The following is a 26,306-nucleotide window of genomic DNA, read 5'->3' on the forward strand; positions in this document are numbered from 1 at the left end:
GATTTCATATGCAGACTCTGACTTTGGCAAATATTTATGAACTGCAAGGTTTAAAAGAAGAGGCATTGGAAATTTATAAGGAAGTCTTGAAAAAAGACCCGAATAACAGTGATGCCAAAATTGCTATACGAAGACTCTCCGGTATGAGAAAAAAGTTTTTACATGTAAATGTTCAAATGAAAGAGTATTTTTTAAAGATGGATTCCGAAGTTGAGTTCAAAGAGTTTGAAAGGTGGTTATTGAAAGCATGGAACTAAAAGATGTCATATTGTCAACACTGGCTGAAATGGAAGATGAACTGCCGCAAGAGAGTGTAAAAGAAGTGCAACAGGAAACTTTTGCTGAAGAAACCGAAGAGCGCTTGCCGCAAAAAGATGATGCACATACATCCATGGAGAGTGAATTAATTTATTTGAACTCCATAAGAGAGCGACTTTTAGTCCTTTTTGAAGGTTTTCAAGCGCCAAACAATGCAAATATTGAAGCCAAAGTAGACATAACACTTAACTTTTTGGAATATACTTTGGCAACAATAGACGCCCGTGTAGAAAAGTTGGAAAAGGGAAATCTGTAGATGAGTCAATATAGAGTTTTAATAGATGCAAATGATGAAAAAGGACTTGTACATAAAGTTTCAAGTATATTTTACAGTTATGATCTGAATATTCTGTCCAACAGTGAGTTTGTTGACAGGCAAAGCAACAAGTTTTTTATGCGCAGTGTTGTTGAGGGGAATGTTGACAATACAGAACTGTTTAAAGCTTTACGCGAAGTATTGCCTGAGCACTCCGGCATAAAAATCGTAAAACCTGAGAAAAAAAACATCATAATAATGGCAACAAAAGAGATTCATGCACTCGGCGATATTCTGATCCGTCATGAAGCGGGTGAACTTGAAGCGAATATTGTAGCGGTTATTTCCAATTATGATAATTTGGAATCATTTGTAAAAAAGTTTGATATTCCTTATATCACGATTTCTCATCAGAGATTGGAGCGTCAGGAGCATGAAAGTAAAATTATTGAAGCTGTTCAAAGCTACAAAGAGGTTGATTTTATAGTTCTGGCAAAATATATGCGAATCCTGACACCAAGATTTGTTGAAACATTTGAAAATAAAATTATAAATATACACCATTCGTTTTTACCGGCATTCATAGGTGCAAATCCCTATAAACAAGCCTATGACAGAGGGGTAAAAATCATTGGAGCGACAGCACACTTTGTCAACAACAATCTTGACGAAGGACCTATTATCGCCCAGGAGACAATCCATGTAACACATGCCTACAGCTGGAAAGATATGCAGCGTGCCGGCAGAGATGTTGAAAAAGTAGTACTTTCCAAAGCATTGAAACTGGCTCTTGAAGACAGAATTTTTACCTATGCAAACAGAACGGTAATCTTTTAATGGCATTTAACATAGTACTGGTACATCCGCAAATACCAAACAATACTGGAGCGATAGGCAGACTCTGTGTCAATGCAGGAGCTTCGCTGCACCTAATTAAACCTATAGGTTTTGATATAGATGAAAAAGCTGTCCGTCGGGCAGGTCTTGATTATTGGGATAAACTTGATTTGAAAGTATGGGAAAGTATTGATGAATTCTTTACATGTAACGATATAACTGATAATGCCTATTTTGCTACAACAAAAACGGACAAACCCTATTTTGATGCCAAATTCAAAGAAGGTGATTATATCTTTTTTGGCAGTGAAACAAAAGGAATACCAGAAGATCTTTTAAACAAATATAAAGCGCAAAATATAACTATTCCCATGACAAAAGACGGGCGCAGTCTTAATCTTGCTATCAGTACGGGAATAATTCTTTATGATGCAATTCGTCAAAATTATTCTACTTTTAGCGAGGAGTAAACAATGAACAGTCTGGTTGATACAGTTATGACACTCTTTTTTGTCTTATTTATGGTTTTTATATTTGCCGGATATCACAAAACAAAATCGCAAGAACGTGAAAAAGACAAAGATCTCAAATCCTAAAATAATTTTTCTGCCCATTTTTCTAAATGATTTTCAAACTTTTCAAACAAACTTTCTGCATTTTTTATAAGTAATGACATTTTTCATCCTTTATATAAATATGTACTTATACTACAACAATTCAAAAAAAACATAAAAAATATTGCAAATTGCCAAATATTTTTTGACATTCATCAATTTTTAGACTATACTATTGCAAATCAATATAAAAAGGGTTCAAAATGAATAGTTTTTTAGATATAGTGGAAGAGATTAAAAGCATTATCTCTGACGAAGTTGCTCCGAAAAAAGTTTTTGACAAAGATGTGGCTGCGGTATTGGGTATTTCACAGATGAATTTTGCAACAATGAAAAAACGTAACAAAATTCCATTTAACGAATTACTGGATTTTTGTGCCAAAAGAAGTATCTCTATAAACTGGCTTTTGTATGGACAGTCTCCTGAAAGTTTGGTTGAAGCAACAAATAAATTTTATATGGTCAAATACTTTTCTGATATCAATGCCAGTGCAGGAGGAGGAAGTGACATAGAGTGTGAAGAGGTAGAAGAGCTTGAAATTCCTGAGCAGTTTGTCTTTATGCTCGGTGGAGAAAAAGAGCTACAAAATATAGAAGCTATTAATGTTTCGGGTGACTCAATGGAACCTACTTTTAGTTATAATGATATTGTATTTATTAACAGAAGCAAGACAGATATCAACCGCGGTGGTATTTTTACCATAAGAACCGAAGCGGGACTTTTCATAAAACGTGTACAAAAGAGAATTGACGGAAAACTTGATATAATCTCTGACAATTCTGTCTATAGTACACAAACACTTGATGCAAATCAGGTTGAAGTTGTTGGCAGGGTTGTCAGCCGGTTTGGTGATGTAGATTAAAGGATTTTTTTGAAGTATCTGTATCTATCTTTAGCACTTGTCCTGATGAGTGGATGTTCGCAAAAAACATCACAGAGTATTTCTCATCAGAAGTTGAATAAAGCACAATATGTGAAAGGTTTTAGTGAGATTTCTCAGGATGTTTCAGCTTATACCGATACTGTAAATGAGAGATATATTTCGTCATTAGAAAAATTTGCCACAATGTATTTTCAGCCGTGGCATATTGACAGCATGGATATTCCGTTAGAAAATGCGATGTGGGCATATAAATTATTTGATGCCACAAACAGTTACGGAGAAAATCTACAGCCGCTTGATGATAATTTTTTTAAACTAATAAAAAACAATTCTAATTTTGAAGCCTATTCCAGTGTAAACAAACAGGCAATTACCCTGAGAAAAGTGAGTATCAGAGCTTTTCCTACCACTAGGCCGGTTTTGAGAGACCCGAATAAAGCAGGCGAGGGCTTTCCTTTTGACTACATGCAAAACTCTACCGTTGCCGCAAATAAGCCGCTTTTTGTTTCACACTATTCAAAAGACAGAGAGTGGGTATTTGTCAAATCCAGCTTTGCTTACGGATGGGTACACGCAAGAGACATTGTCTACATGGACAGGAAATGCACAAAGATGTGGCAAAAGGCACAACAGGTATTTGTTTTACAAGACAATATTCCTTTGTATACACCAAAAAAAGATTTTTTATTTAAATCGACTCTGGGAACAATGTTTCCGCTCATCAGCCAAAATGACAAAGAATTTCACATTGTAACAATTGCAGAATACATATTGAAAGAACCGTATTGTGTATACACCTCAGTCAACAGAAAAATCGGACATAAGGGAATACTGAAATTTAATGCAAAAAACATCAATCTTGTAATGGGAGAACTCTTACATGTAAACTACGGATGGGGTGGCATATACAATCAAAGAGATTGTTCTTCAACGTTGAGAGATTTTTTTGCACCGTTTGGTATCTGGCTTCCAAGAAACTCTTATCAGCAAAGCAGAGTAGGCAAGGTTATATCTTTAGAAAATATCTCTGATGAGAAAAAAATACAAATGATTCAACAATACGGAGTCCCTTTTGAAACTCTGTTGTATAGAAAAGGACATATAGCCTTGTATATTGGAACGAAAAATAACAAAATAATTATTTTTCAAAATCTTTGGGGAATAAAAACACTAAAGCATGGAGTTGAGGGAAGATATATCATTGGTAAAACAGTTTTTAGCACTCTTCAAATGGGAAACAACCTGTCTGACTTTGATGAGAGTGCCTCTTTTTTAAAAAATCTCAAAAGTATGAATATTGTGACCCGTTAATTATGTTTTTATATCCAAAAGCGTTCCCATCATCTCATCTTGGGTTTTTATGGCAGTCACATTGAGAGCAGTTGCATCCTGTGCAATGATTTGATCGGGTATCTCTTTTGCCAGGTCTGTTTGGCTTCTTGATGAGCCATTGTCATCAGCTTTTCTGATTGTTGCACGCACAGAGTTTGCATCATTTGTAACTCTTGTATCTTTTGGAATAAATCCGTCTGTGTTTACATTTGCAATATTATTTGCACTGACATTCAGGACAGTTGTATTTGCCTGAATGGATGCAATATTATTTGAGATATTCATAAATGCCTCCTCGTATTGCATAATTATAGCATAAAGTTTTAGTGCATTCTGATAGTGCCCTGAGGATTATTTTGATTCATATTTTGAGTCTGCATATTATTATTTGACATAGAAGTTGTTAAACTGTTTGTTGGCATGTTACGTGAAGCTTCGGCTTGATTGGAAGCCAAATTCATAGCATATTGAGATAACTGCAAAGTTGCGGTATAGTTTTTGGATTGAATTTCTTGTGTTTGCACAATTCTGTCTGCCATTACACCAATTCTATCTGCCATTTCACCAATTCTGTCAGCCATGGTGCCAATATCATTAGAAAGTCTGAGTATAGTTTTTGACATTGTTTGTATAGTATTATTGTAGCTCTCATTTGTATTGTCAGCCTGATGTGATGCAAGATAAGCTGTTGTTTTTGCTATTACTGTTATTTGTGTGCTTAACTGTTCTACATCATCCAAGGCATTGAGTGCATCTTTTGTTGATTGAAATTCTTTTGTGCTGTTGTTTAGAAATGTTTCAAGTTTTGATTCAAAATTTACAACTTCTTTGGCATAAGTTTGTAAAGCTTCATCACTATTTAGCAGATCATCTGTTTTGTTTTTAAATGTGTTATGTATGTCATATGCATCTTCAATCGCGTTGTTTAAAAACTGTGTCGTATTGACAGTGTCATTTCCAAAAAGCAGGACAGTAGTGATCAGTGACAGGCCTATAATAGTTTTTTTCATCATTTTCCCTTTTGTTAAGATTTGCAGTACTGTAAGATAATTTTGTTAGCAGAGTATAAGCAGTTATGATAAATATTGAAGAATTCTTCTTCAATATTTACTCTAAAATTAGTGCAGGTCGGCGTTGAGCTTAATCTCTCGAGTAGATCGCGATGCAGTGATTTCTCCGGTTAAAGAGTTTTGTCTGAAGTGAAGTCCATTGAAAAAAGCAAGTTGTTTTGCTTTGAAAATTTCACCCTCAATGGCTATACCTTTGTTTACTTCTCTGATTTTTTCAAGTTCAGTTGGGTAAATACCTACTTTTGTTCCTTCAAGAATTGCCAAACCGGCATCTATAATACAGCCGTCTCCCAAAGGAATACCACAAACAGAGTTTGCTCCCAAAAGACAGTTTTTGCCGATACTGATTGGGTTTCCGTCTGTTCCTGAAAGTACACCGAGAATTGAAGCACCACCTCCGACATCAGAACCGTCACCAACGATTGCAGAAGAAGAAATACGGCCTTCAACCATACTCACACCGGTTGTTCCGGCATTAAAGTTTATGTATGAAGCTCCCGGCATTACAGTTGTTCCAGCCGCAAGCTGTGCACCGAAACGTACTTTGGAAGTGTCAAGTATACGTGTATTATCCGCAGGAATGATGTGCTGTAAAAATCTTGGAAATTTGTCTACAAAATCAATATGAGGGTACTCATTTGCAAGTTTGAGTTCAATTTCAAACTCCCGCAAATAATCAAGTTCTATCGGCTGTCCGTTAGACCATGCAACATTTGGCAATGCACCGAAGGCACCGTTGAGATTGATTTCACGAAGTCCTACTTTTGCAAGAGAGATTGCATACAGTTTTAGATAGGTCGCTTCTACGCTTTCACAAGGTGCATCTTCAAATATAAAGCATACTTTGAATTCACCCTCAAGACTTCCGTTGTTTACTATTTGAGAATAGAGTGCCGAAACTACTTGAATGTTTTTGTGTGCATCACCGTGTGCTTCGTCAGAATAAGGTGTAAAAGCATTGAGACAATCTTTTAAAAACTGTAAATTTATGTCACATACGACTTCATTTTGTGTAAAATCTACTGTAATTCCCTGATCTGCAAGTGCTTGGATAAAAATCGCGGCACTGCCAAAATTTTCATCCCAGTTGATTACCGGATAGGTTGCCTGAAGAGATTTGTTTACATTTAACTGTCCCAGGTCTACTCGTGCTATACCAAAGACCAAAGGATCTTTGTATCCTGTTGTATTTGTTTTAATATTGTTTACCAATGCTTTAAATGCATCTGCTGTTTGAATAACGTCCATTGAATTCTCACTTAATAAATTTGATTTGCAATTATACTTAAAAACTACTAACGAAGTTTAGTATATAATTTAAATAATAAAATAAAAAGAGAATATTTTGAACACTTGGCTTGAACTACTAAAAAACGATGATTATCTTGGTATAAAAAAATACATAAAAAATGGCGGGAAACTTTCCCAAAAGAATGAGGCGGGAGAGTCTGTACTTGCCTGTGCATTACGTGCACAGTGCTCAGATGAGACAATTATGCTGCTTATAAACAACGGGGCAGATATTTTTGACTGCGATGATGAAGGCGTCAGTATTTTTGATATGGCAATCACCTATGACAAAATTGAAATAGTAAAATATCTGATAAAACAGGGTAAAGAAGTAAATGATACGACAAGAAAAAGCGGTTTTACCGCATTGATGGGTGCGGCATGTTACGGGAGAGTTGAAATTGCCAAACTTCTTTTAAAGGAGGGTGCTGACAAAAATGTACGGGACTCAAAAGGTTTCAGTGCCGTAGATTTTGCCAGAAAAATGAATAAAAAAAGCATACTCGAACTTTTTGACTATGATGAAACTGCACCTAAAAACAGAGGATATGCAAGGTAGTCTATTCAAAAAACTTTTTTTGTTTCGTGTTGTCCAGAGGCTTTCTTTTCTCTTTGGCAAGCCACTCTTGCAGCAAAGATTCAACAACTTTGCTCAGGCTCATTTTGTAGCGACTGCGTGAATATTTCATCGCTTCATCCCATGTGTTTTTGTCAATTAACAAACTTCTTGTCACTTCGTCTTTTGGTTTCAATGGTATCCTTGTTATGATGCTTGCAAAAGTTCTATAAAACTTCTGTAGCTGTCAACGATTTTTTGGTTTTTTGTATTTTGTATATAAAATTCTATGGCTTTTTTGCCGAGTCTGGGGATTTCATTCTTAACAGCCCAGCTGCTGACGGTACCTTCTGGCACTTCAAGAACTTCGGCGAGCTGTTTTTGTGTAATTTGAAGCTCTTTGCAAATATCTTTGACAACATTTGATTTGTCTTTTTTGATTTTTCTGTTTGCAGGTTTTAATCTTTTTGGTTTTGGTCTTTTTTGCTCTATTTCAGTAACTGTAGTACAGTGTGTATCCATCCAGGCAAGAACATTTGAAGCTTCTAAAACCCAGTCGCGGGAATTCAGCTGTTTGACAACATCTTCGCAAAACTCTTTTGCATACATCTGTGCTGTTTCTTTATTGCTGAGTTGGTAGAGTATTGCAAAAGCAAGTTGCAAGGCACCTTTTGAGGTGTTTCCCCAGTCAAAACCGTTCTTGGCGTATTGGTGTACATCAGTACGACTCGGGAGGTTCAGTTCTTTATATGTAACAAATTTATTACCCAGTAAAGTCTTATGCCCTTTGAAGACATGGTTATTCATTATTAATGCCATAGTTTTATTTTCTCTTATATTTTAAAAGTGTAATGCTGTTGCTCTTTTTCTTTAAACTCCTCTTTATGAGGTGTTAAAGTCATGCGATAAACAACATATATGAGAGATAAAAGCAATAAAAGTACCAATAATCAAACTAACATGATAAAATTCTTTGATTTATGATATTTTAAATGGTATATGTTTGCGTGTGAGTTCCTCCTGAAACATATCAAAATATTTTTTTACCTCTTCTTTGTTTTCTCCGCTTAAAGAGAGTTCCACATTTGGTTTGTTCTCTATAAAAATTGGCAGGGAAGAAAGCTCAATGTTTTCTGGAAGTTTTTGCATAACATCAATGAGTGTATTTTCACTTGTTTCTGCCAGCAGTGTATATCTGTACTTTTTCCTTGCCCGTGAAAAATATTTTTTTATTATTTCACTGCTCATTGGATGGGACATCGAGGGGAATCCCGGCATAAAAAAGAACCTCCTGTCCAAAGCAAAACCGGACATATTGTTTACCGGATTTGGCAGAAGTTCTGCATTTGGCGGTATCTCCGCCATGTGGATACGATGGGGATATGCCTCGTTGCCAAACTTGTTGATAATGTCCTGTTTGAATTTTTCATGGGTTACGGGCTTGGAATTCCTAAAAACCTCCGCGGCCACTTCCCGTGTCAAATCATCAGGAGTGGAACCAATGCCGCCAAAAGAGAACATTACTGCTTCTTTGTCGTCGAGTATCATTTTATAGGTGCGTTTCATCAGTCCGACATCGTCTTTGATGACAAAAGAGGCAAAAAGTTCCTGTCCGTATTTTGCAAGCTCATTTTTTAAAAAATCAAAATGTTTGTCAACGCGTCTTCCGTTTAAAATTTCTGTTCCAATAATAACTGCATAAAAATTCATCATACCACTTTTTTACATAATTATAGTATTATTTCATAAATAATTAACAAGGACAGAAAATGTCACATATAGAAAAACTAGAAGAACTGTTGACAAAAAGTGTTATTCCTGACATTACAGAAAGACTCGATGAGATCTTTGAAGAAATTGCGGGCAGTAAAGAGGCAACACAGGATGCCAAAGAAGAGATAGAAGAGCTTCGTGAATTCAAATCTGACCTCGAAGATGTTGTAGAAGACATTAAAAACGGTGATATGGAAGAGGAAGAGGCAAAAGAGCTTGTTGCCGACATATTAGCTGCACAAGAGTGTGATACGGAAGAGGATTTCGGATTTAAAGATGAGGAGGAAAATTAATGAGAATAATTCTTTTAGGTGCTCCGGGTGCAGGAAAAGGAACACAGGCGCAGTTTTTAACCAAGAAGTATAACATCCCACAAATTTCTACAGGCGACATGCTTCGTGCCGCAATCAAAGCAGGAACTGAGATGGGTAAGATGGCAAAAGCGGCTATGGATGCGGGACAGCTCGTAACAGATGACATTATCATCGGGCTTGTCAAAGACAGAATTGCACAGGATGACTGTAAAAACGGCTATCTTTTAGACGGTTTTCCTCGTACACTTCCTCAAGCAGATGCCGTAACCAATGCAGGTATTGAAATAGATGCCGTGATAGAGATAGATGTACCTGATGAAGAGATAGTCAAACGTATGTCAGGACGACGTGCGCATTTGGCAAGCGGAAGAACCTATCATATTGTTTACAATCCGCCAAAAGTAGAAGGCAAAGATGATGAAACGGGTGAAGATTTAGTACAGCGTGATGATGACAAAGAGGAAGTGGTACAGGACAGACTGAAAGTCTACCATGAACAGACAGAGCCGCTCATAGACTACTATAAAGCACAGGCTGCAAAAAATCCGAATATTAAATATATCAGAGTGGACGGTACTGCCGACATTGCAGATGTTGAAAAAGCGATTGTCTCAGAACTCGGTGACTAATCACCTGCTATGATTCGGGTCTATAGACCCGAATATTTTCACAGCCTTTGGCATCTTGCAAGTACTGTGCATGTAACTGGCTCATGATGCCTTTGTCACAGTACAGAAGATACTCTTTGTCCTTCGGAAGCTTGTCAAACTCTGTTTTTAGTTTGTGAAAAGGTATCTTGAGCGTGTTACATGTAAGCGCAATACACTCTTCTTCTGGACGAATATCTATCACCGTAAAATCACCGCTGTCTAAATCATTTACAACTTCAACAGGTGCCAGATTTGTAATGTCATCCACTATTTCATCAATACTTAAATGCTGTGCATTTTTTACTGCTGTATCAAGTACATCATAGTTGAATTTTTGTGCTACTTTCTCCATACGTTTATGCGAACCGTGCGTGATTGGGTTTTGAGAAATAACACCGCAATATTCTGGCATACTTTCGGCAAAATGACGAGTGCCGATTTCATTGGCTATGTTCATGATGTCAGGTTTGTTCATTGTTGCCAAAGGACGCAAAATGAGCTTGTTGCTGACTTCGTCTATGAGTGCAAGATTACGAAGTGTCTGGCTTGAAACCTGGGCAACACTCTCTCCTGTTACAAGGGCATCTATCTCCATGTCATTGGCAACTTTTTCAGCGGCTTGAAGCATAAGCCGTTTGAGCATTACACCCATATAAGTCGGTGGTGTTGCCCTGAAGATTTCTGTAAGCACGTCATCAAAAGCAACAGAGACAAATTTGACTTTGTGTGAAGATCCAAATTTATTCCAAAGATACAAAGCAACCTGTTTTACACCGATTTCATGTGCCATACCGCCAAGATTAAAGAAAATAAAATGCGTTTTTATTCCTCTCTTCATTGTAAGATACGAAGCCACAGTAGAATCAAATCCGCCAGACATCAGTGAGAGTATATCTCCCTGTGTTCCGATGGGAAAACCGCTGAGCCCTTTGTATTTTGTAGAAATAAAATTAAGCTGGTTTTGAATAAGTTCCATCTGTACAATCACATCAGGATTTTTCAACGAAACATTTTTTGCTTTTGAGTTTGCTAAAAGGTGTCCACCGACAGTTCTTTCTATATCAATAGAGCTGAAATCATGTTTGCCTGTACGTTTGACTCTTACCACAAAGGTTTTATCAGTAAGAGAATCAGCCACCAGTTCACGAATTTTTGTTTTAATTTTGTCAATTGTGTCCATGTCGTCAAACTGCAGGACTTCAAGTATCTGCTCAATTCCCGGAGTATCTAAAAGTCTTTGTCTGACTTCAGGTAAGACATCTTCAGGGGTTAAAACTTCAATTTTATCGGAAAATTTTTTTACTTTTATATTGGTATCAATACGCTGTAGAATTGTCAGGAGATTATTATAAAGTTGACCGACCATCTGGCGTTTTGCAGAGGGTCCTTTGATCATAATTTCTGGGAAAAGTTTTAAAATGAATTTTTGCACCGTGTGGGCCTTTAGATTTTTGATTGAATAAAGCTTTCCATTTCGTGAACTATCTCTTCAATACTTCGCTCACCGGAAATGACTTTTAAAATGCCTTTTTGCGTATAAAAATCTTTGATCTGCCCTAAAGGTTCCATATAGATTTTCATACGGTTGTTAAAGACTTCGTTGTTGTCATCTTCACCTCTGGCGCGTCCAAGCACTCTCTCTCTGGCTGTCTCTTCGCTTACCTCTACCTCAATAACACTGGAGAGTTCAATGTCTTTATGCTTTTCCAGGTAGCTATCAAGTGCAAGCATCTGCTCTACACTTCTAGGGTAGCCGTCGATGATAATAATGTCAGTCGGAGAAGATTTTATAGCATTGATAATCGTCTCAATGACAATATTTATAGGAACAATTTCGCCTTTTGAGATATATCTGTGTATCTCTTTGCCTCTTTCACTCCCGCTCTCTACTTCGGCTCGCAGCATATCACCGGTAGAGTAGTGTGTTATATTGGCATTGTTTTTGGCTATTAGTTCGGCATCTGTAGTTTTACCGGAGCCTGGAGCTCCGATAATAAGAAAGAGTTTTTTTGTATGCGACATAATATTATGCCTTTGTTTGTTCACGCAGGCGTATATGTAAGTCACGCAGTTGTGCATTGTCCACAGGACTTGGTGCTTTAGTTAACAAACAAGAGGCTTTTTGTGTTTTAGGAAAGGCAATAACATCACGAATACTTGTTTTTTTCGTTAAAAGCATAATAAGTCTGTCGAATCCTAAAGCAAAACCACCGTGTGGAGGTGCACCGAATTTAAGAGCATCAAGTAAGAAACCGAATTTTTCCTGTGCCTCTTCTTCTGAAATACCAAGGAGTTTAAAGACCTCTTCTTGCACTTCTTCTTTGTGGATACGAATAGACCCACCACCAAGTTCTGTACCGTTTAAAACGATGTCATAAGCGATAGACTCTATCTCTTCTACATCATCTTTGTCAGTATCTTTTGGCATGGTAAAGGGATGGTGCAGTGCTTTTACGCGACCGTCTTCGACTTCAAACATTGGAAAATCAACAACCCATACAAATTCAAAAGCATTTTCGTCTATCAGATTCATTTTTTCATGCTCGGCAATGAAATTTCTGAATCTTCCCATGTAATCCCATACCGTTTTTTTCTCACCTGCACCAAAAAATACAACATCTCCGACTTCAAGTTCGGTTCTTTCAATGATAAGCGCTATGTCTTCTTCTGAGAAAAACTTAGTCAAAGGACCTTTGAGCCCGTCTTCTTTCATCTGGAAGTATCCAAGACCATGTGCGCCAAACTTACGTACATACTCTTCAAAAGATTTCATTTCACGTTTTGAAAATATCAGATCAGCACCCGGAACTTTGAGTGCCTTAATGCGGTTTACATGTGGTTTTTTTGCAATATTTGTAAAGATTTCATTATCACATCGCTCAAAAATGTCTATGACATCAACCATTTTAAGGTCATAACGCAAATCCGGTTTGTCAGAGCCGTATAATTCCATAGCGTCTTTATATGTAATACGGTTAAAAGGAGGCTTGATTTCAACACCACAGGCATCAAACATTGCCACAAGCAGATCTTCGGCTATTTTTATAACATCTTCCTGGTTACAAAAACTCATCTCAACATCTATTTGTGTAAATTCAGGCTGACGATCAGCTCGTAAATCTTCATCACGGAAACATTTTGCGATTTGAAAGTATCTGTCAAACCCGCCAACCATTAAAAGCTGTTTGAAAAGCTGCGGTGACTGTGGCAGTGCGTAAAACTCACCGTTGTGCACACGAGAAGGGACTAAATAATCTCTGGCACCCTCTGGAGTTGATTTTGTCAAAATCGGTGTTTCAACTTCCAAAAATCCGTTTTTGTCAAGGATATTTCTTGCCGCAATCGCTGCTTTTGAACGCAGGCGAAAAACTTCATACATATCAGGATCACGAAGTTCCAAGTAACGATATTTGAGTCTTGTCTCTTCACCGACATTTTTATCGCCGATTACAAAAGGAGTAGGAGCAGATTTGTTTTCTATAATCAGTTCTTTTACAACAATTTCAATAGCACCGGTTTTCAAACGGGGATTTGTCAAACCTTCTCCGCGAAGACGAACGGTCCCTTTGACTATTAAAACATATTCATCACGGACATTGTTCGCAACTTTATGCGCTTCTTCGGAATCCTCAGGGTCACATGTAAGCTGAATAAGCCCTGTTTTGTCACGCAAATCTATGAAAATAATTCCACCGTGGTCGCGATAGTTATTCGCCCAGCCGGTAAGAACGACATCTTCTCCAACATTTGTTTCATCTAAATCTGTACAGTAATGAGTTCTCAAAATATAGAGTCCTATATAAATAATTTTCGCGATTATACCTAAATATAGTATAATTAACAAAATTATTATACAAATGAGCAATTTTGAAAACAAATACAATTAAAAAAGTCGGTGTTGTTTTACGACCGTCCACTCCTGAACTCAAAGAGAGCTATTTTAAGCTTGAAAAAATTTTTAACAAACATAACATAGAAGTAATTATAGACAGTATCAGCGGGGGCATGATAGGTGTTATGGGGATGGAATTTGAATATCTGTGTGAAAATTCAGATATCCTTGTAACACTTGGAGGAGACGGAACACTTATATCGACTGTCAGGCGCTCTTTTCGGCATGATGTGCCGATATTTGGCATTTATGCCGGCTCTCTCGGATTTTTGGCAGATATCAATCTCAACGAATTGGAAGAGTTTGTAGCAAATCTGGTTGCAGGAAATTACAGAGTGGATGAAAGATCTATTTTGGAGGCCCAGTTTATACAAAACAACAAAGAAGTTGTTCTTTATGCCTTTAATGACATTGTTATCACACGGGCTTCCGTTTCGAATATGATACATGTAGAGACATTGGTCGATTCAAAAGCATTCAATACCTATTATGGTGACGGTGTGATAGTGGCTACTCCGACAGGCTCAACCGCATACAATCTTTCAGCAGGAGGTCCTGTCTTGTTTCCCCTGACAAATGTTTTTGCCCTGACTCCCATATGTCCGCATTCATTGACACAAAGGCCTGTGGTTTTACCGGGAAAATTCTCCATAGAGATGAAAACACCAAAAGACAAAGCATTGCTTATAATAGACGGACAGGACAAGCATGAACTCGAAATCGGACAGAGTATACATATAAAACTGGCCAAAAAAAGAGTCAAACTCATTCACAGAGACGAATTCAACTATTTTGATGTGTTAAAAGAAAAACTGCACTGGGGTGACTAGTCTATATTGATACTGGATGAACTGTCAGAATTCTTTTTAATCATTCTTTTTATCTGCTCAGCTGTATAAATTTTTTGCTGAGGGTTTTCATTAAGCAGATCAAATCTTATTTGTATGGTAAGTTTGCCGAGTGCTTCTCCCAACTGTTGGTCATCATTGCTAAGTGTTCCGTCTTTGGAAAGCACTGAGAGGACTTTTAGGAAGTTGTTGTATTCATTGAGAACAGCAGGTGAGGCAAAGATGGCAAGTCTGTGTGTCACAAATCGCAGTTTTGTTATCTCTTTGTCAGTCAGAAGAGACTGTTCTGACATGTTCTCCATCAAGTCCAGAAGTCTTTCGTAGGTTGCCGCTTTTAAATCAAGAAATTTAATATTTTGTTCTTTTTCTATTTCAACTTCTGTCTGTTTGTTCAGCAGCAGGGCGGTTATAAAAACTGTTGCAATGGTACCAAGAATGATGAGGACAATCTCCTGGGTAAAAGGAGTGCTGTCAGTCACTTTGTATGCATAACGCAGATAGGCATAGCCGGCAATGAGCGTTATAAATGTCAGAAGAAGATAGAGGAGTTTTTTTGTATAGTTGTTCATATAACAATCTGCCTTTAAAAATAATACGATAATTGTATCTAAATCAAATAAAGATATAATAAGAACATGAAAATATTGATACATTATTTACTTGTTATATTTCTTTTGCAAAGCTCTCTTTTGGCACACCAAAACCATGCTGTTGTTTTGCAGTACCATCGATTTGATGAAGACAGATACCCCTCTACGAGTATATCTATGGAACTTTTTACACAACAGATGCAATACCTGGCAGACAACAACTATACCGTCTGGCCGTTTTCTAAAACAGTAAAATATTTACTTGAAAAAAAAGAACTTCCGGATAAAACGGTTTCAATAACTATAGATGACGGATATCGCAGTGTCTATACAAAAGCCTATCCTCTGTTGAAAAAATACAAATTTCCTTTTACTGTATTTGTCAATTCTGCTCCTGTTGTGCATGAATCTGTGCATTATTTGACATGGGATGAGATGAGAGAGATGGGAAAATATGGTGCAGAGTATGCAAATCATACCTATTCGCATCAGTTTTTAGTGCGTGATGGCATAAAGGATCCCAAAAATTACAAAAAACATATTACTAAAGAAATAGAAATGTGTGAAGCCAAAATAGAAAAAGAGCTTGGCGCAAAGGTATGTAAAAATCCAAAAATTCTGGCATATCCTTTTGGTGAATATGATTTAAAACTGATGAATTTGGTAAAAAGTCTGGGATACATCGGTGTTGCCCAAAATTCAGGTCCGATTTCATCTGAGAGTAATTTTATGGCTTTAACGCGATTTCCTATGTCAGGAGGGTTTGGGGAGATGGATCAGTTTAGGCTCAAAATCAACACACTACCATTGCCTATAAAGAATGTTTTACTAAAAGACACTCTTGTCAATGAATCAAACAATCCTCCGTCATTGACTTTAACACTGAAAAAACCGCTGAAAAATTTGCAATGTTTTACTGCTGATGGAAAAAAAATAGCAATACAATGGCTAAACAATACAACTGTTACAGTGCAAGCACAATATTCTTTGGAGTATCCGCGTAATCATTACACATGTACCGCCCATGCACAGGGGAATGCATGGTACTGGTACAGTCATTTGTGGATTGTTTTGGAGTAAAACTACTTTGTAAATGCGGCACTCATATAACCGACTACCTGCGACTTGTCTCCGCTGGCATCCGCACTGGTTCTGTAATCGAGCAGTGTCGGTTTCAGACCGTTTTGTGTTGCTGCAATCAGCATCGCTTCCACGCCTATAATCCCGCAGGCTTCACAGCCCTGATGTAACTCAGCAGGATTGAGATTGGCTATGGCATCAAGACAAATGGTATCAAGAGTTTTTGCCTTTTCAATGTCATAATAGTGACTCAAATCCGTACTGATAACGACAACAGTATCTTCATCCTCTAACAAATATTCAATAACTTTTGCCAAATTGGCCGGATTTTCATTTCCATAGACAAGTTCCACAACAGAAGCTTCCGGCAGATAGTTTTTAACAAAGGGCATCTGCACTTCTGTTGAGTGCTCTGCATGGGCGTCCGGTTGAAAATGTAAGCCGAATTTCTCTATCAATTCATCTGCAAGCTTTTTATCTATAGGCAGGTTTCCAAGCGGTGTTTCATAACTGTCATACTCCGCAACACTTGTACCGTTCAAATAGACACGATGACTCGGCCCAATCACCACCACACGTTTCGCATGAGAATTTTTGAGGAGCCTAAAAGCGATATTTGCCGTAAATGCAGAATAAACATAGCCTGCATGCGGTACAATGATGGCTCTTGGTTTTATTTCAAGGACTGATTTGTCTTTTATGGACTCATCTATTATTTTATTGTAATGAGCGAACATTTTTTGTATTTCTTCTTTGCTTGCGGGATAAAACTGCCCCGCAACCGCATCTTTTCTTGTACTCATTTCCATACTCCTTCTATAGCTCGTCTGCATTTTGGACAATGTCCGTCAACAAGAGAATTTTTTGTGATTGCATAGCCTGTTCTGTCTATAAGCAAAGTACCGCAATCAGGACAGTATGTATCGCCGTGGACGGGAACATTGCCCATATAAACATACAATAAACCTGCTTTTTTTGCTATATCACTGGCACGCTGCAGTGTTTGGAGTTTTGTATACTCATGGTCCTGCATTTTATAGTCAGGATGAAAAGCACTCAAATGCCATGGTACATGTACACCGAGTTCATTGGCTATAAATGATGCCATAGCTTCCAAATCTTCATCACTGTCATTGTCACCTTCTATTAAAAGGGTAGTCACTTCCACCCAGATACCTTCTTTTACCATGCCTCTGAGTGTCTCTTTGACAGCCTCAAGTCCGCCTTTTAAAATCTTTTTGTAGTAGGCATCATCCCAGCTTTTAAGGTCTACATTGGCAGCATCAAGCCACGAGGCCATATCTTTGACAACTTCCGGTGTTTCAAATCCGTTTGTGACAAAAATATTTTTCAGACCTTTTTGTTTGGCAATGACGCCGATGTCTTTGGCATATGGGTAGAATATAGTCGGTTCATTGTAAGTATAGGCGATGGAAGAAGCACCGTTTTCTATGTCCAAATCAACCATTTTTTCAGGTGAGATGTATACACTTTCATCAACTGTATGCTCTTGTGAAATTTGCCAGTTTTGGCAAAACGGGCATTTAAAATTACACCCGACTGTTCCAAAAGAGAGTGCAGTCGTCCCTGGTAAGAGATGATACAATGGTTTTTTCTCTACAGGGTCAACATTTAAGGCACTTGGATGCCCGTAAACAAGTGTCTTAAGTTCCCCGTTTTCATTTTTATTGACTCCACATACACCGACTTGCCCCTCTTTCATCTGGCAGTAGTGTTGGCATAACATACATATAATTTTTTCTTTTTCTGGTATTGTTTTATAATAATTCATATTAGTCTCCTGGAGTTAAGTCTCTTTATTGCAGGAGACTCAACTATTGGATATTCTAACCAAATTATTAAAAAAAGTCAAATATGTTTTTTTTAGTTGTTGAATTTATAAAAGTACCGCATTCTTATATCACTCATCTGTTCGCTATAGGCTAAATAATATTTAATTTTTTTGTCTTGAGATAAGAATGTAAGAACATTTTCATGAAAATAGTGCTTTAAAAGAAGTTCTATGTGATCTGTTTGTTTACATGTAACGGCAGCTGTGCACAAAAGGACAATAAAAGGTTTTGCTCCAAGTTCTCTGTTTTCTTTATTTGCACGCATTGCATCACGGAGTTGCGTTTCTATACTCCATTGTCTGGTTTTACTTTTTTGGAGAGATTGTTCTATAAACACATCTGTACACTCATCTTTAGGTACACGTTGGAGTGAAATCATCGCTTCAATATGCTCAACACTTAGCAGTCGTTTCCAAAAATCCTGTTCTCTTTTCGCTGCATATTTAAGATTTTCAGTATCATTGTTGAGAGTAACTATATCAATATATCTTACATCTGACTTGCCAGTCTCTTTTTTTCTTTTTTCATTTATGAGTGCGACAGGATAGTCTTTTTTATAGATTATTTCCGTAGAGCCTGCATGTTTTACTATGTAGTCTTTTAATATTTCTTTATTACATGTATTGCTTGCTGCTGCTGTATCTGCAAGATTTTTGAGTATTTTTTGCATTAGTTGTATTCCTTACTTAAAAACTTTTGAAGTATTTTTGAACATATATTTTAACTTCTTTGAGTAAAAGTCACCTTGATATAATAGTTTAAAAGGAAATTATATGTTAAGAAATAAGAAATCTTCGATAAAAGGTGCATTTTTCGGTGCACTGGTTGGCGATGCTTTGTGTCTGGGTTCTCATTATGAGTATGACGCACAGAAAATCTACAAAGCATACGGAAACAAAGCGATAGAAAAATTTATGAGTCCGGGTGAGATGATGGGAGGACAGACGCATGGAATAGGTTGGGGTGAGAGAAACTATCATCCTGGCAAAAAAGCAGGCGGAACGACTGACTATGGTGATTACAATATAGTCATTTTAGAACATCTTGCAGCTACGGCCAATCCGCCAAGAGAATTTGATGTCGCCGTATTGCTGCCACACTGGATGAACCGTTTGGAAAACGGATGGGGTTCATGGATTTGTACAATGACAAAAGAGACCTATGCGCAGGTGAAACAGGGTGTACCTGTTGAGCGTTTGGGTGGTGGTTCAAATGCCACAGCCATTCGTCATGTTGCGGCACATGCCTACTATGATGATGAAGAGACGCTTGCAGAGGTTGCGCGACAGACAATGTTTACGCACCGTCATCCTGAAGCGCTTGATGGGGGCGAATTTTTTGCCAGAGTTACGCACCGTGTCATTAATGGTTCTACTCCACGTGATGCCATTGAAACTGTAGCTGTACAGATGGGAGGTTTTATACAAAACAAGGTTGCCCAGGCTATAGCAAAACACAAAGAAGCAACAGATGAAAACAGTGAACTCTCAAAAGAGCAGTTTTGTGATGATTTGGCACTGACATCTATGGCAAAACTCTGGGATGTAGGAAGAAGTGAGCCTATAAAAGTTGGTAAAGCATCTCCCACACAGGGAACTTTACCGGGTTCGGTTTATTTTATACTTAAATATGCGGATGAACAGGATGGACTCAACAAAGCCTTGGCGGCAAATGCAATGGTTGGCGGAGACAATGCTTCACGGGCAATTGCCATAGGCATGGTGCTTGGTGCATACTTTGGAGTAGATGCAATTAATCCCAAATGGAAAGAAACTCTTGATCAATGGGAATATTGCGAAAAACTTTTGGAAACTCTGCCTCTTTTGCAAGAGGTTTAAAGTTCGGTTTTATTATAAATTTTGCTATACTTTCGCTTCAAAAGTTTGGCAGTTTTTCGGAAACCAGGTTTTAACCTAGTTCTTAGTCTTTCAAGACGTACAGCCCAGACTAAAGTCTCAATGCCATTAAGTTAAGCATTTATTTGGAACCGGTACTTCAGTGCCGGCTGAGAGTGGCAAGACTATTGCAACAGCCGGCACTGAAGTACCGGTTCCGAAAAAACATTAATTTAAATTCGTTTTGAATTATTTTGGAAAAAAGGATGCACAATGAAATTCCAAAGCGAAATTACCAGAAAAAACCTTACAGTTTTAATGACTTTGTTTTATGAAAAAGCCATAGAAGATGCCATACTGGGCCCTTATTTTATGCATGAACTCGGAGATGATATGCAAAGTGAAGAGTGGGTTGAGCATATTGATCTTTTGGTTGATTTTTGGTTGGCCAAGATGCTTGGTGAAAAAACCTATAAAGGGAACTTTATAGGTGCACACATTAAACTTCCCCAAATCAGCAGAGAAAGTTTTGTCAGATGGCTGGAACTTTTCTCTTTGAGTGTTGATGAAGTCTATGTGCCTGAGATTGCCGAAGTTTTTAAGAAAAAAGCAACCTTGTTCTCTCAACAGTTTATAAACAATACATTAAAAATCTAAATAAATACTGTTAATAACTATTTTGTATGCTTCATTGTGTTTTTCTGATTCACTGCTGCTAATTGTGAGTGTCTCATTGGTATCGTTATAATGGAATGATTGCTCAGTAATTTTAAATTCTGTTTCAAATTCAATACTGTTTATATCTACGAGCAATACATTTGTTGCTGTCGTATCAAGTACGTTAAATCCTACTGTTGTTGCTTCATAAAATTTTCTACTCTCACCAACATGATATGCTGTTTCAAATTTTTGACTAAAATCCATAACATTATCCGGACTGATATTATTATTTTGTAAAAAAGCAATAATCGCTTTTTTGTTTACTTGTTCTTTGTTTAAATTTAGGCTCAGTCATGATGAACATGAAAGTCCGATGTTTTTATACTCTTGCGGTGTTTCTTGTGCAAAATGTTCAAATTCCGGCAACTCATTATAAGGATTTTTTGCAATATCCAAAAGTGCCTGTACCATTGAAAAATCACCTTTTTGCGCAAGTTCTATAGCTTTTTGAAGCATATAGTTCTTTAAGATGTATTTTGGATTGGTTTTAAGCATGGCCTTGTTTCTTTGTGCAGATGAGCGTTTTTCTTTTTCAAGACGCTTATCATAGACTTTTAACCAGTTGTCTATGGCTACAGGATTCATCGCAATATCATAAAGATCTGCCTTGTTGCCATTGTAATGGCTGAGGATTCTGTAAAACTGGGTATGATCCACATAGGCATCCTGCAATGCTCCGACAAGTTCTTTTATGAGTTCAAAATCCTCTTCAAGCACCTCTTGCAGTCCGAGTTTTTTACGCATTTCCTTGAGGTATGCATTGGGATAAAGAGAGGCTCCATACTCATCAAGCTTTTTTTGCATTCTTTCTTTCGGAATAATGGGAGAGAGAGCCTTTGACAATTTGGTAAGATTCCAGTAGGAAATATTTGGCTGTTGGTCATAACTGTATCGACCGACACGGTCTTTGTGATTGCAGACATAGTTAAAGTTGAAATCATCAAGCATTGAAAAAGGACCGTAATCAATTGTTAACCCTTCTATAGACATATTGTCCGTATTCATGACGCCATGACAAAAACCGACAGCCTGCCATTTTGCAGTGGTAGTTGCAGTTCTGTGAAGAATTTCACAAAATATTTTAAAAAAACGGTCTTCATCATCTTTTAAATGAGGAAACGATTCGGCAATAACATACTCGGCAAGTGCTTCAAGTTTTGTATATTGCTTTGTATAGTAAAAATTCTCAAATGAGCCGAAGCGTATCCAGCTTGTTGCCATACGCATAACAATGGCTGCCTCTTCCATCGTATCGCGAAGAATCTTTGTTTTTGAGCCGATAATTCCAAGAGCACGTGTTGTCGGAATACCTAAATGGTGCATCGCCTCACTCATTAAGTATTCCCGTATGGAAGAACGCAAAGCTGCTCTGCCGTCTGCCATACGGGAGTAGAGTGTTTCGCCGCTGCCTTTGAGCTGGAGATTCCATCCATTGAGACTTCCTAAGTTACATGCTCTTCCATCTCCAAGCCAGGGGTTGTAATGTCCGAACTGGTGACCCGCATAGCACATGGAAAACGGTCGTGAACCTTTTGGCAAGAAGGTACCGTTGAGCAGTGGGACAAAAGAGGGATCATCACCGGCATCAGTATCAAGACCAATGAGTTTGGCAGCTGCATCATTAAAACTTATCAAACAGGGGTCTTGTAGTGGCTGAGGATCATGAAAGCTGTAAAAATCACTCTCGAGTGAAAGGTAGGGTGTCTGTAAAATCATATCATTAAGTTTCATAGAACAATATTACATGCAGAGGGCTAAAAAGAGGGCAGTACTCAGGATTTACTTTCTTATTTTTTGTGCCAGCTAAGGAAAAGAATTATATAATATTTTCTTAAGAGCACCTCTAAAGAAGAAGGAAATAAATTTTGACAGATGAAAAAACTGCTATATACTTTAAAGTGACACCTGCGCAAAAAGAGACGATAGATTTAAGAGCACAGGAAAACGGTTTTGATGATATTTATACATATTTAAAAGTTGTAGCCCTGCGAGCACAGACCTTCAGTATCTCGGATGCAGGCTTGTCTGCAGAAGAACCTACGGTAGAACTTGGATTCAGTGTAAATAAACTGCAAAAAGAGATACTTGAGGAAAAAGCGCAAGAAAGCGGGGCAAAAGAGCTTACAGAATTTTTAATTTATGTTGCACTGCACGGAGTAGTAACATCAGTCATCGAAATACGCTCAACCGGAAAGCTTGATTCGATGCTCGAACGTATTATGGCAAGTAAAAGGAGATAACAGTATGCTGATTAAACCGCATGAGGTACAACAGGTAAGCAATGAAGTGATTAATATGCTTCATGATGAGGAAATTGAGATCATTAACAGTTTTTATGATGCAGTCGTAGCAAAAGATATAGAAAAAATTGATGAGCTTTTTAAAGTTGTTTTGTTTGATGTTGAAGACCATTTTCAGACAGAAGAAGAGATGATGAAACAAAATAATTATACCAATTACCAAGTTCACAAGAATGATCATGATACAATGAGAGAAAAGATTGCAAAGTTTTTTGAAAGATGGCTCGTCTTAAAAAGTCCTCTTGAACTGCAGGATTTTTTAGAAACTGATTTTAAAAAGTGGCTGGTCTTACATGTATCAAAATGGGACTCGGAGATGGCTTTACATTTGGGACATGCAATGTAGTCTTATTTTTTCAGATACGGATTCATGTCTAAAATTGCATCAAGCGCCTGCTCGAGTTTCTCGGGAGTATTCCATTTTTTATGCATTGGAGCCCTTTAGTGCGATAATCTTGTTTTTAATATGGTATCGAGTTCATCCTCATAAATAATCTCTTTTTCAAGAAGAAGAGATGCAAGTTCTTCGATAATATTCCAGTGTTCATCAATAAAATTTTTAATATTTTCCTCACTCTCATTCATCCATCTTTCAAGTGCCTTGTCGATTTTTGTATGGTAGTGCTCTGTATCTTTACTGACACTGCTGCCTTTTTGTGCATCCATAATTCCGTTGATATTAATGTAGCCGACTTCTGCGTCCATTCCATAATGTGCTATTGCCTTATAGGCATCATGCGTAGCCTGTTGCAGGTCATTTAACGCACCGGAATTCATTCCGTCACTGCTGCCAAAACGCTTAATCTGTGAGGTTCTGCCTGCCAGGGAAACCAATATCCTGTTTTTAAAATCTTTAACAGTCATATTATCCTGAATTTCATTATAATCATTGGAAATAAAATGTTCATTGTTGTCTCTTGGTGTCAAACTTATATGTTCTATATGTATGTGAGGCATCAGTATTTTAGAAGCAACTGCACGCCCCGCTTCATAAACCGCTGTCTCTTCAAATATCTGCTCCGCAGAGAGATAGGTCTGTTTTTCTCCATATTTAATGGCATTTATCTGCTCAACCAGGATTTCCTGTGTTATAGCAGGCAGTCCGTGACGCAGACAGTAAAATGATGCTTCTTTGCTTAACAGTTCAAGTTGTGAACCGGTAAATCCTGCAGTGTGCATAAGCAGTCTGTTCATATCAAAAGAACCGCTTGAAGGTTTGTTTTGTATGATTTTATTTAAAAAATACTCCCTGGCATCTTTGTCAAGGTTGTTTACCTCAATGTGAATTTCGATACGACCGGGTCTGATGATTGCACTGTCAATATTTTCTTTATAGTTGGTTGCCGCTATAACAAAAATATTTTCTCCCTTTGTATCTGAAAAACCATCTATTTCTGAAAGAAGTTTATTAATTGGGATCTCTTTTCCGTCATCTCCACCGCGCTTACCTATGGTGTCAATTTCATCTATAAAGACTATAGAGGGGGCATACTCTTTTGCTTTAGCGAAAATTTGTTTTGTTTTTACCGGGTCAAGAAGTTCAAGTCCGGTTACAGCGATGAAAGGCAACTCGGCTTCTTTTGCAAAGGCTTTTGCCAGCATTGTTTTTCCTGTTCCAGGAGGTCCGTAAAGAAGCATACCTTTTGGCGGTGCAATGTCGAAACTCTCAAGAAGTTTGGGTTCTTTAAAAAAGTTAATGACTTCCTGGAGTCTTTGCTTCGCCTTATAATGCCCCGCTATATCATCAAAAGAAACGTTTGGAATGTCAAAAACCAATCCGTCTTCACTGAAATCTTTGATTTTTGTCACCTGTTTAAATCGAATGTTGAAAATTTTATAGTTTATCACGCCCCGTTTGCTGGTAATAGCATCTTCGACATCAAGTGTAATGTTTTTTCTGAAAAGTTCTTTGACAAGGGTTTCATCTTCTATAAGAGGATCAATCGTTTCTTTGAGGTAGTTGATACAGCTTTTAGAAATGGAGATTTTAATTTTGTTAAATTCGCTTGTTTTAATACCTGAATCCATTATATATGCTGTTATTCTGTCAAAAAAAGTGGTGCTGACTTTGTCTTTGATGCGTCTGGCATCGAGTTCCGGTGCAAAGTTCAGAATCTGTGTTTTCAAAAAATCATCGAAGTTCTCTTCAACTGAAAACTCAATGTTGTATCTTTCTTTGAAGCCGTCTTTATACTGCAAAAAGACTTTTTTTGCGATATTTGCATAAGCATCGTAGTTGAGTTTGTTAAAAAGACAGATATTTGCCTGCGAAAACCGAGAAACCAATTCCGGCAAAATTGCTTCCTGCCAACCGCCGCTTCTGCTGTCTCTTTTTCTTTCACGTCTAATGGCTTCAAGAATCATAGACTCGGCTTGAATATAATCCTGTTTTACAAGCTCTTTAAAGCGGTTGTCAAGATAAAGCTCTTTTCCAAGACTTGTGGTGATGATAAAAATTGCCTGTGTAAAATCAACCATATAGTTGGCGTTTTCTTCGTTGTATATAATGTCCGGATCTTCACTGCAGGGAGCATCTGTGACTTTGTCCCAGCCACAGCCGTCACGCAGTTGGCCACCCTCAAATATACCAAGCAGGTTACTTTGAATGATGTTGTCACATTTTTCAAAAGCATCAAGTACTATAATCGCTTTGGGGTTTCTGTGTACAAAACCTGTCAGTTGACCGACACCGTAACCTTTCCATCCGGCAGGATAGCCATAAAGTTCACCACCGTTTTGTTGATGGTACTGTGTCATATCAAACTTCATGATTTTATATTTTGGCAGATGTTCACTCATAAGCTCAGCCAAAAAAGTTTTTCCGGTTGCAGGAGAACCCAAAAAGAGGTAAGTGGCTTTAGGCGCTTTTTTGTTTTCGCTGATATCATTTTTCATACTGTTAACAACAGTATTTATGGCCTGTTCCTGTCCGAAAAGTTCTTTTGAAAGTTTTTCTTTTAAAGTTCTTGCAAGCTCTATGTTGTTGTTTGCTTGCACAATCGGTTCTTTGTCTTCCTGCGCCAATTTTTTGGCATATTTGTCTTCAATGATTTTTTCATGTTTTTCTACTGCTGCCTGGGCCAGTTCTGCTAAACTCGGTTTGTTCTTTTCTTCTTTGTCCATAGCTGCTTGGGCTAACTCTTTTAAATTTGGCATATTCTCATCTCTTTATTGCATTGTTTTTTTTATATAATATTTTTTAATTTGTGTATATTACTGAATTGTTGTTGAGCCTAAACATAAGATAAAAGGCAGGGGGTAAAAGAGAAAGGCAAATTAAAGCTAGCAGCCAAA

Annotated in this window: 32 protein-coding genes; 16 read left to right on the forward strand and 16 right to left on the reverse strand. The window is 37.6% G+C overall.

The annotated features are described in order from the left end of the window. Window positions 1-8 precede the first annotated feature (8 nt). From FJR45_RS06035 to FJR45_RS06060, 7 genes are all read left to right on the forward strand, one after another. A complete protein-coding gene (locus FJR45_RS06035; protein WP_151900368.1) occupies window positions 9-257 on the forward strand; it encodes a tetratricopeptide repeat protein in 249 nt (82 codons plus the stop codon). Then, on the forward strand, window positions 248-574 hold the full coding sequence (locus FJR45_RS06040; protein ID WP_193151811.1) for a CiaD-like domain-containing protein: 327 nt from the start codon (window positions 248-250) through the stop codon (window positions 572-574). The genes FJR45_RS06035 and FJR45_RS06040 overlap by 10 nt, the downstream gene beginning before the upstream one ends. After that, window positions 575-1,411, forward strand: coding sequence for a formyltetrahydrofolate deformylase (purU, locus tag FJR45_RS06045; RefSeq protein WP_193151812.1), 837 nt, complete (start codon window positions 575-577; stop codon window positions 1,409-1,411). It begins immediately after the preceding gene. Next, window positions 1,411-1,881: a tRNA (cytidine(34)-2'-O)-methyltransferase gene (locus FJR45_RS06050; RefSeq protein ID WP_193151813.1), complete on the forward strand. Its 471-nt coding sequence runs from the start codon at window positions 1,411-1,413 to the stop codon at window positions 1,879-1,881. The genes purU and FJR45_RS06050 overlap by 1 nt, the downstream gene beginning before the upstream one ends. Before the next feature lie 3 nt (window positions 1,882-1,884). After that, a complete protein-coding gene (locus FJR45_RS12555) occupies window positions 1,885-2,007 on the forward strand; it encodes a hypothetical protein (RefSeq protein ID WP_255613322.1) in 123 nt (40 codons plus the stop codon). A gap of 221 nt (window positions 2,008-2,228) precedes the next feature. Then, window positions 2,229-2,888, forward strand: a complete 660-nt coding sequence (locus FJR45_RS06055; RefSeq protein ID WP_193151814.1) for a LexA family transcriptional regulator — start codon at window positions 2,229-2,231, stop codon at window positions 2,886-2,888. A gap of 9 nt (window positions 2,889-2,897) precedes the next feature. After that, complete coding sequence (locus FJR45_RS06060) at window positions 2,898-4,220, forward strand: SH3 domain-containing protein (protein ID WP_193151815.1); 1,323 nt, start codon at window positions 2,898-2,900, stop codon at window positions 4,218-4,220. Here the strand turns inward: FJR45_RS06060 and FJR45_RS06065 are convergent, their stop codons facing one another. The 3 genes from FJR45_RS06065 to FJR45_RS06075 all read right to left on the reverse strand — a co-directional run bounded on the left by FJR45_RS06065 (window position 4,221) and on the right by FJR45_RS06075 (window position 6,559). Next, complete coding sequence (locus tag FJR45_RS06065) at window positions 4,221-4,526, reverse strand: flagellar basal body rod C-terminal domain-containing protein (protein WP_193151816.1); 306 nt, start codon at window positions 4,524-4,526, stop codon at window positions 4,221-4,223. Between the two features lie 38 nt (window positions 4,527-4,564). Continuing rightward, complete coding sequence (locus tag FJR45_RS06070; RefSeq protein WP_193151817.1) at window positions 4,565-5,251, reverse strand: hypothetical protein; 687 nt, start codon at window positions 5,249-5,251, stop codon at window positions 4,565-4,567. A 108-nt stretch (window positions 5,252-5,359) separates the two neighbouring features. Continuing rightward, window positions 5,360-6,559: a tetrahydrodipicolinate N-succinyltransferase N-terminal domain-containing protein gene (locus FJR45_RS06075; protein WP_193151818.1), complete on the reverse strand. Its 1,200-nt coding sequence runs from the start codon at window positions 6,557-6,559 to the stop codon at window positions 5,360-5,362. 97 nt (window positions 6,560-6,656) lie between these two features. Here FJR45_RS06075 and FJR45_RS06080 point away from each other — a divergent pair, with 97 nt between their 5' ends. Continuing rightward, window positions 6,657-7,160, forward strand: a complete 504-nt coding sequence (locus FJR45_RS06080) for an ankyrin repeat domain-containing protein (RefSeq protein ID WP_193151819.1) — start codon at window positions 6,657-6,659, stop codon at window positions 7,158-7,160. A gap of 1 nt (window position 7,161) precedes the next feature. Here the strand turns inward: FJR45_RS06080 and FJR45_RS06085 are convergent, their stop codons facing one another. The 3 genes from FJR45_RS06085 to FJR45_RS06095 all read right to left on the reverse strand — a co-directional run bounded on the left by FJR45_RS06085 (window position 7,162) and on the right by FJR45_RS06095 (window position 8,867). Beyond that, window positions 7,162-7,353 carry a hypothetical protein gene (locus FJR45_RS06085; protein ID WP_151900358.1) on the reverse strand — a complete coding sequence of 64 codons (192 nt, stop codon included), beginning with the start codon at window positions 7,351-7,353 and terminating at the stop codon, window positions 7,162-7,164. A gap of 11 nt (window positions 7,354-7,364) precedes the next feature. Continuing rightward, the gene (locus FJR45_RS06090; RefSeq protein WP_226966496.1) at window positions 7,365-7,964 is read right to left on the reverse strand and encodes a DUF6166 domain-containing protein; all 600 of its coding nucleotides are present in this window, start codon (window positions 7,962-7,964) and stop codon (window positions 7,365-7,367) included. Between the two features lie 171 nt (window positions 7,965-8,135). Then, window positions 8,136-8,867, reverse strand: a complete 732-nt coding sequence (locus FJR45_RS06095; protein WP_193151821.1) for a competence/damage-inducible protein A — start codon at window positions 8,865-8,867, stop codon at window positions 8,136-8,138. 59 nt (window positions 8,868-8,926) lie between these two features. Between FJR45_RS06095 and FJR45_RS06100 the strand changes: the two genes are divergently transcribed. Further along, window positions 8,927-9,223, forward strand: coding sequence for a hypothetical protein (locus tag FJR45_RS06100; protein ID WP_193151822.1), 297 nt, complete (start codon window positions 8,927-8,929; stop codon window positions 9,221-9,223). Then, window positions 9,223-9,873, forward strand: a complete 651-nt coding sequence (adk, locus tag FJR45_RS06105) for an adenylate kinase (protein ID WP_193151823.1) — start codon at window positions 9,223-9,225, stop codon at window positions 9,871-9,873. The genes FJR45_RS06100 and adk overlap by 1 nt, the downstream gene beginning before the upstream one ends. A 7-nt stretch (window positions 9,874-9,880) precedes the next feature. Here adk and thiI read toward each other — a convergent pair whose 3' ends face one another. The 3 genes from thiI to aspS are packed head-to-tail and all read right to left on the reverse strand — an operon-like array spanning window position 9,881 to window position 13,678. Further along, window positions 9,881-11,326: a tRNA uracil 4-sulfurtransferase ThiI gene (thiI, locus tag FJR45_RS06110; protein ID WP_226966497.1), complete on the reverse strand. Its 1,446-nt coding sequence runs from the start codon at window positions 11,324-11,326 to the stop codon at window positions 9,881-9,883. A gap of 11 nt (window positions 11,327-11,337) precedes the next feature. Beyond that, window positions 11,338-11,916: an adenylate kinase gene (locus FJR45_RS06115; protein ID WP_193151824.1), complete on the reverse strand. Its 579-nt coding sequence runs from the start codon at window positions 11,914-11,916 to the stop codon at window positions 11,338-11,340. Between the two features lie 4 nt (window positions 11,917-11,920). Next, window positions 11,921-13,678: an aspartate--tRNA ligase gene (gene aspS / locus FJR45_RS06120; protein ID WP_193151825.1), complete on the reverse strand. Its 1,758-nt coding sequence runs from the start codon at window positions 13,676-13,678 to the stop codon at window positions 11,921-11,923. 83 nt (window positions 13,679-13,761) lie between these two features. Here aspS and FJR45_RS06125 point away from each other — a divergent pair, with 83 nt between their 5' ends. Beyond that, window positions 13,762-14,616, forward strand: a complete 855-nt coding sequence (locus FJR45_RS06125; RefSeq protein ID WP_193151826.1) for an NAD(+)/NADH kinase — start codon at window positions 13,762-13,764, stop codon at window positions 14,614-14,616. Here FJR45_RS06125 and FJR45_RS06130 read toward each other — a convergent pair. Continuing rightward, window positions 14,613-15,203, reverse strand: coding sequence for a hypothetical protein (locus FJR45_RS06130; RefSeq protein ID WP_193151827.1), 591 nt, complete (start codon window positions 15,201-15,203; stop codon window positions 14,613-14,615). The genes FJR45_RS06125 and FJR45_RS06130 overlap by 4 nt on opposite strands. Before the next feature lie 66 nt (window positions 15,204-15,269). On the opposite strand from FJR45_RS06130, the gene FJR45_RS06135 reads away from it, so the two are divergent. Then, window positions 15,270-16,304, forward strand: a complete 1,035-nt coding sequence (locus FJR45_RS06135; RefSeq protein WP_193151828.1) for a polysaccharide deacetylase family protein — start codon at window positions 15,270-15,272, stop codon at window positions 16,302-16,304. Window positions 16,305-16,306: 2 nt separating this feature from the next. Here the strand turns inward: FJR45_RS06135 and amrB are convergent, their stop codons facing one another. The 3 genes from amrB to FJR45_RS06150 form a co-directional block, all read right to left on the reverse strand. Beyond that, window positions 16,307-17,107 carry an AmmeMemoRadiSam system protein B gene (gene amrB, locus FJR45_RS06140; RefSeq protein ID WP_193151829.1) on the reverse strand — a complete coding sequence of 267 codons (801 nt, stop codon included), beginning with the start codon at window positions 17,105-17,107 and terminating at the stop codon, window positions 16,307-16,309. Next, on the reverse strand, window positions 17,104-18,096 hold the full coding sequence (amrS, locus tag FJR45_RS06145; RefSeq protein ID WP_193151830.1) for an AmmeMemoRadiSam system radical SAM enzyme: 993 nt from the start codon (window positions 18,094-18,096) through the stop codon (window positions 17,104-17,106). The genes amrB and amrS overlap by 4 nt, the downstream gene beginning before the upstream one ends. 92 nt (window positions 18,097-18,188) lie before the next feature. Further along, window positions 18,189-18,827, reverse strand: a complete 639-nt coding sequence (locus FJR45_RS06150; protein WP_193151831.1) for a hypothetical protein — start codon at window positions 18,825-18,827, stop codon at window positions 18,189-18,191. A gap of 103 nt (window positions 18,828-18,930) precedes the next feature. Between FJR45_RS06150 and FJR45_RS06155 the strand changes: the two genes are divergently transcribed. Then, entirely contained in the window at window positions 18,931-19,995 is a 1,065-nt protein-coding gene (locus tag FJR45_RS06155; RefSeq protein WP_193151832.1) for an ADP-ribosylglycohydrolase family protein, read from the forward strand. A 270-nt stretch (window positions 19,996-20,265) separates the two neighbouring features. After that, window positions 20,266-20,649 carry a group III truncated hemoglobin gene (locus FJR45_RS06160; RefSeq protein WP_193151833.1) on the forward strand — a complete coding sequence of 128 codons (384 nt, stop codon included), beginning with the start codon at window positions 20,266-20,268 and terminating at the stop codon, window positions 20,647-20,649. On the opposite strand, the gene FJR45_RS06165 is transcribed toward FJR45_RS06160, so the two are convergent. Together FJR45_RS06165 and FJR45_RS06170 are read right to left on the reverse strand one after the other, a co-directional pair. Next, window positions 20,638-20,916: a hypothetical protein gene (locus tag FJR45_RS06165; protein ID WP_193151834.1), complete on the reverse strand. Its 279-nt coding sequence runs from the start codon at window positions 20,914-20,916 to the stop codon at window positions 20,638-20,640. The two genes, FJR45_RS06160 and FJR45_RS06165, sit on opposite strands and share 12 nt — an antisense overlap. 87 nt (window positions 20,917-21,003) lie before the next feature. Further along, window positions 21,004-22,443 carry a protein adenylyltransferase SelO gene (locus tag FJR45_RS06170; RefSeq protein WP_193151835.1) on the reverse strand — a complete coding sequence of 480 codons (1,440 nt, stop codon included), beginning with the start codon at window positions 22,441-22,443 and terminating at the stop codon, window positions 21,004-21,006. Between the two features lie 134 nt (window positions 22,444-22,577). Here FJR45_RS06170 and FJR45_RS06175 point away from each other — a divergent pair, with 134 nt between their 5' ends. Together FJR45_RS06175 and FJR45_RS06180 are read left to right on the forward strand one after the other, a co-directional pair. Next, window positions 22,578-22,952, forward strand: coding sequence for a hypothetical protein (locus tag FJR45_RS06175; protein ID WP_193151836.1), 375 nt, complete (start codon window positions 22,578-22,580; stop codon window positions 22,950-22,952). 4 nt (window positions 22,953-22,956) lie between these two features. Further along, entirely contained in the window at window positions 22,957-23,358 is a 402-nt protein-coding gene (locus FJR45_RS06180) for a bacteriohemerythrin (RefSeq protein WP_151900342.1), read from the forward strand. A gap of 95 nt (window positions 23,359-23,453) precedes the next feature. Here FJR45_RS06180 and FJR45_RS06185 read toward each other — a convergent pair whose 3' ends face one another. Continuing rightward, entirely contained in the window at window positions 23,454-26,168 is a 2,715-nt protein-coding gene (locus FJR45_RS06185) for an AAA family ATPase (RefSeq protein ID WP_193151837.1), read from the reverse strand. Window positions 26,169-26,306: the final 138 nt, after the last annotated feature.

The sequence above is a fragment of the Sulfurimonas sediminis genome (assembly GCF_014905115.1).
Lineage (GTDB): Bacteria > Campylobacterota > Campylobacteria > Campylobacterales > Sulfurimonadaceae > Sulfurimonas > Sulfurimonas sediminis.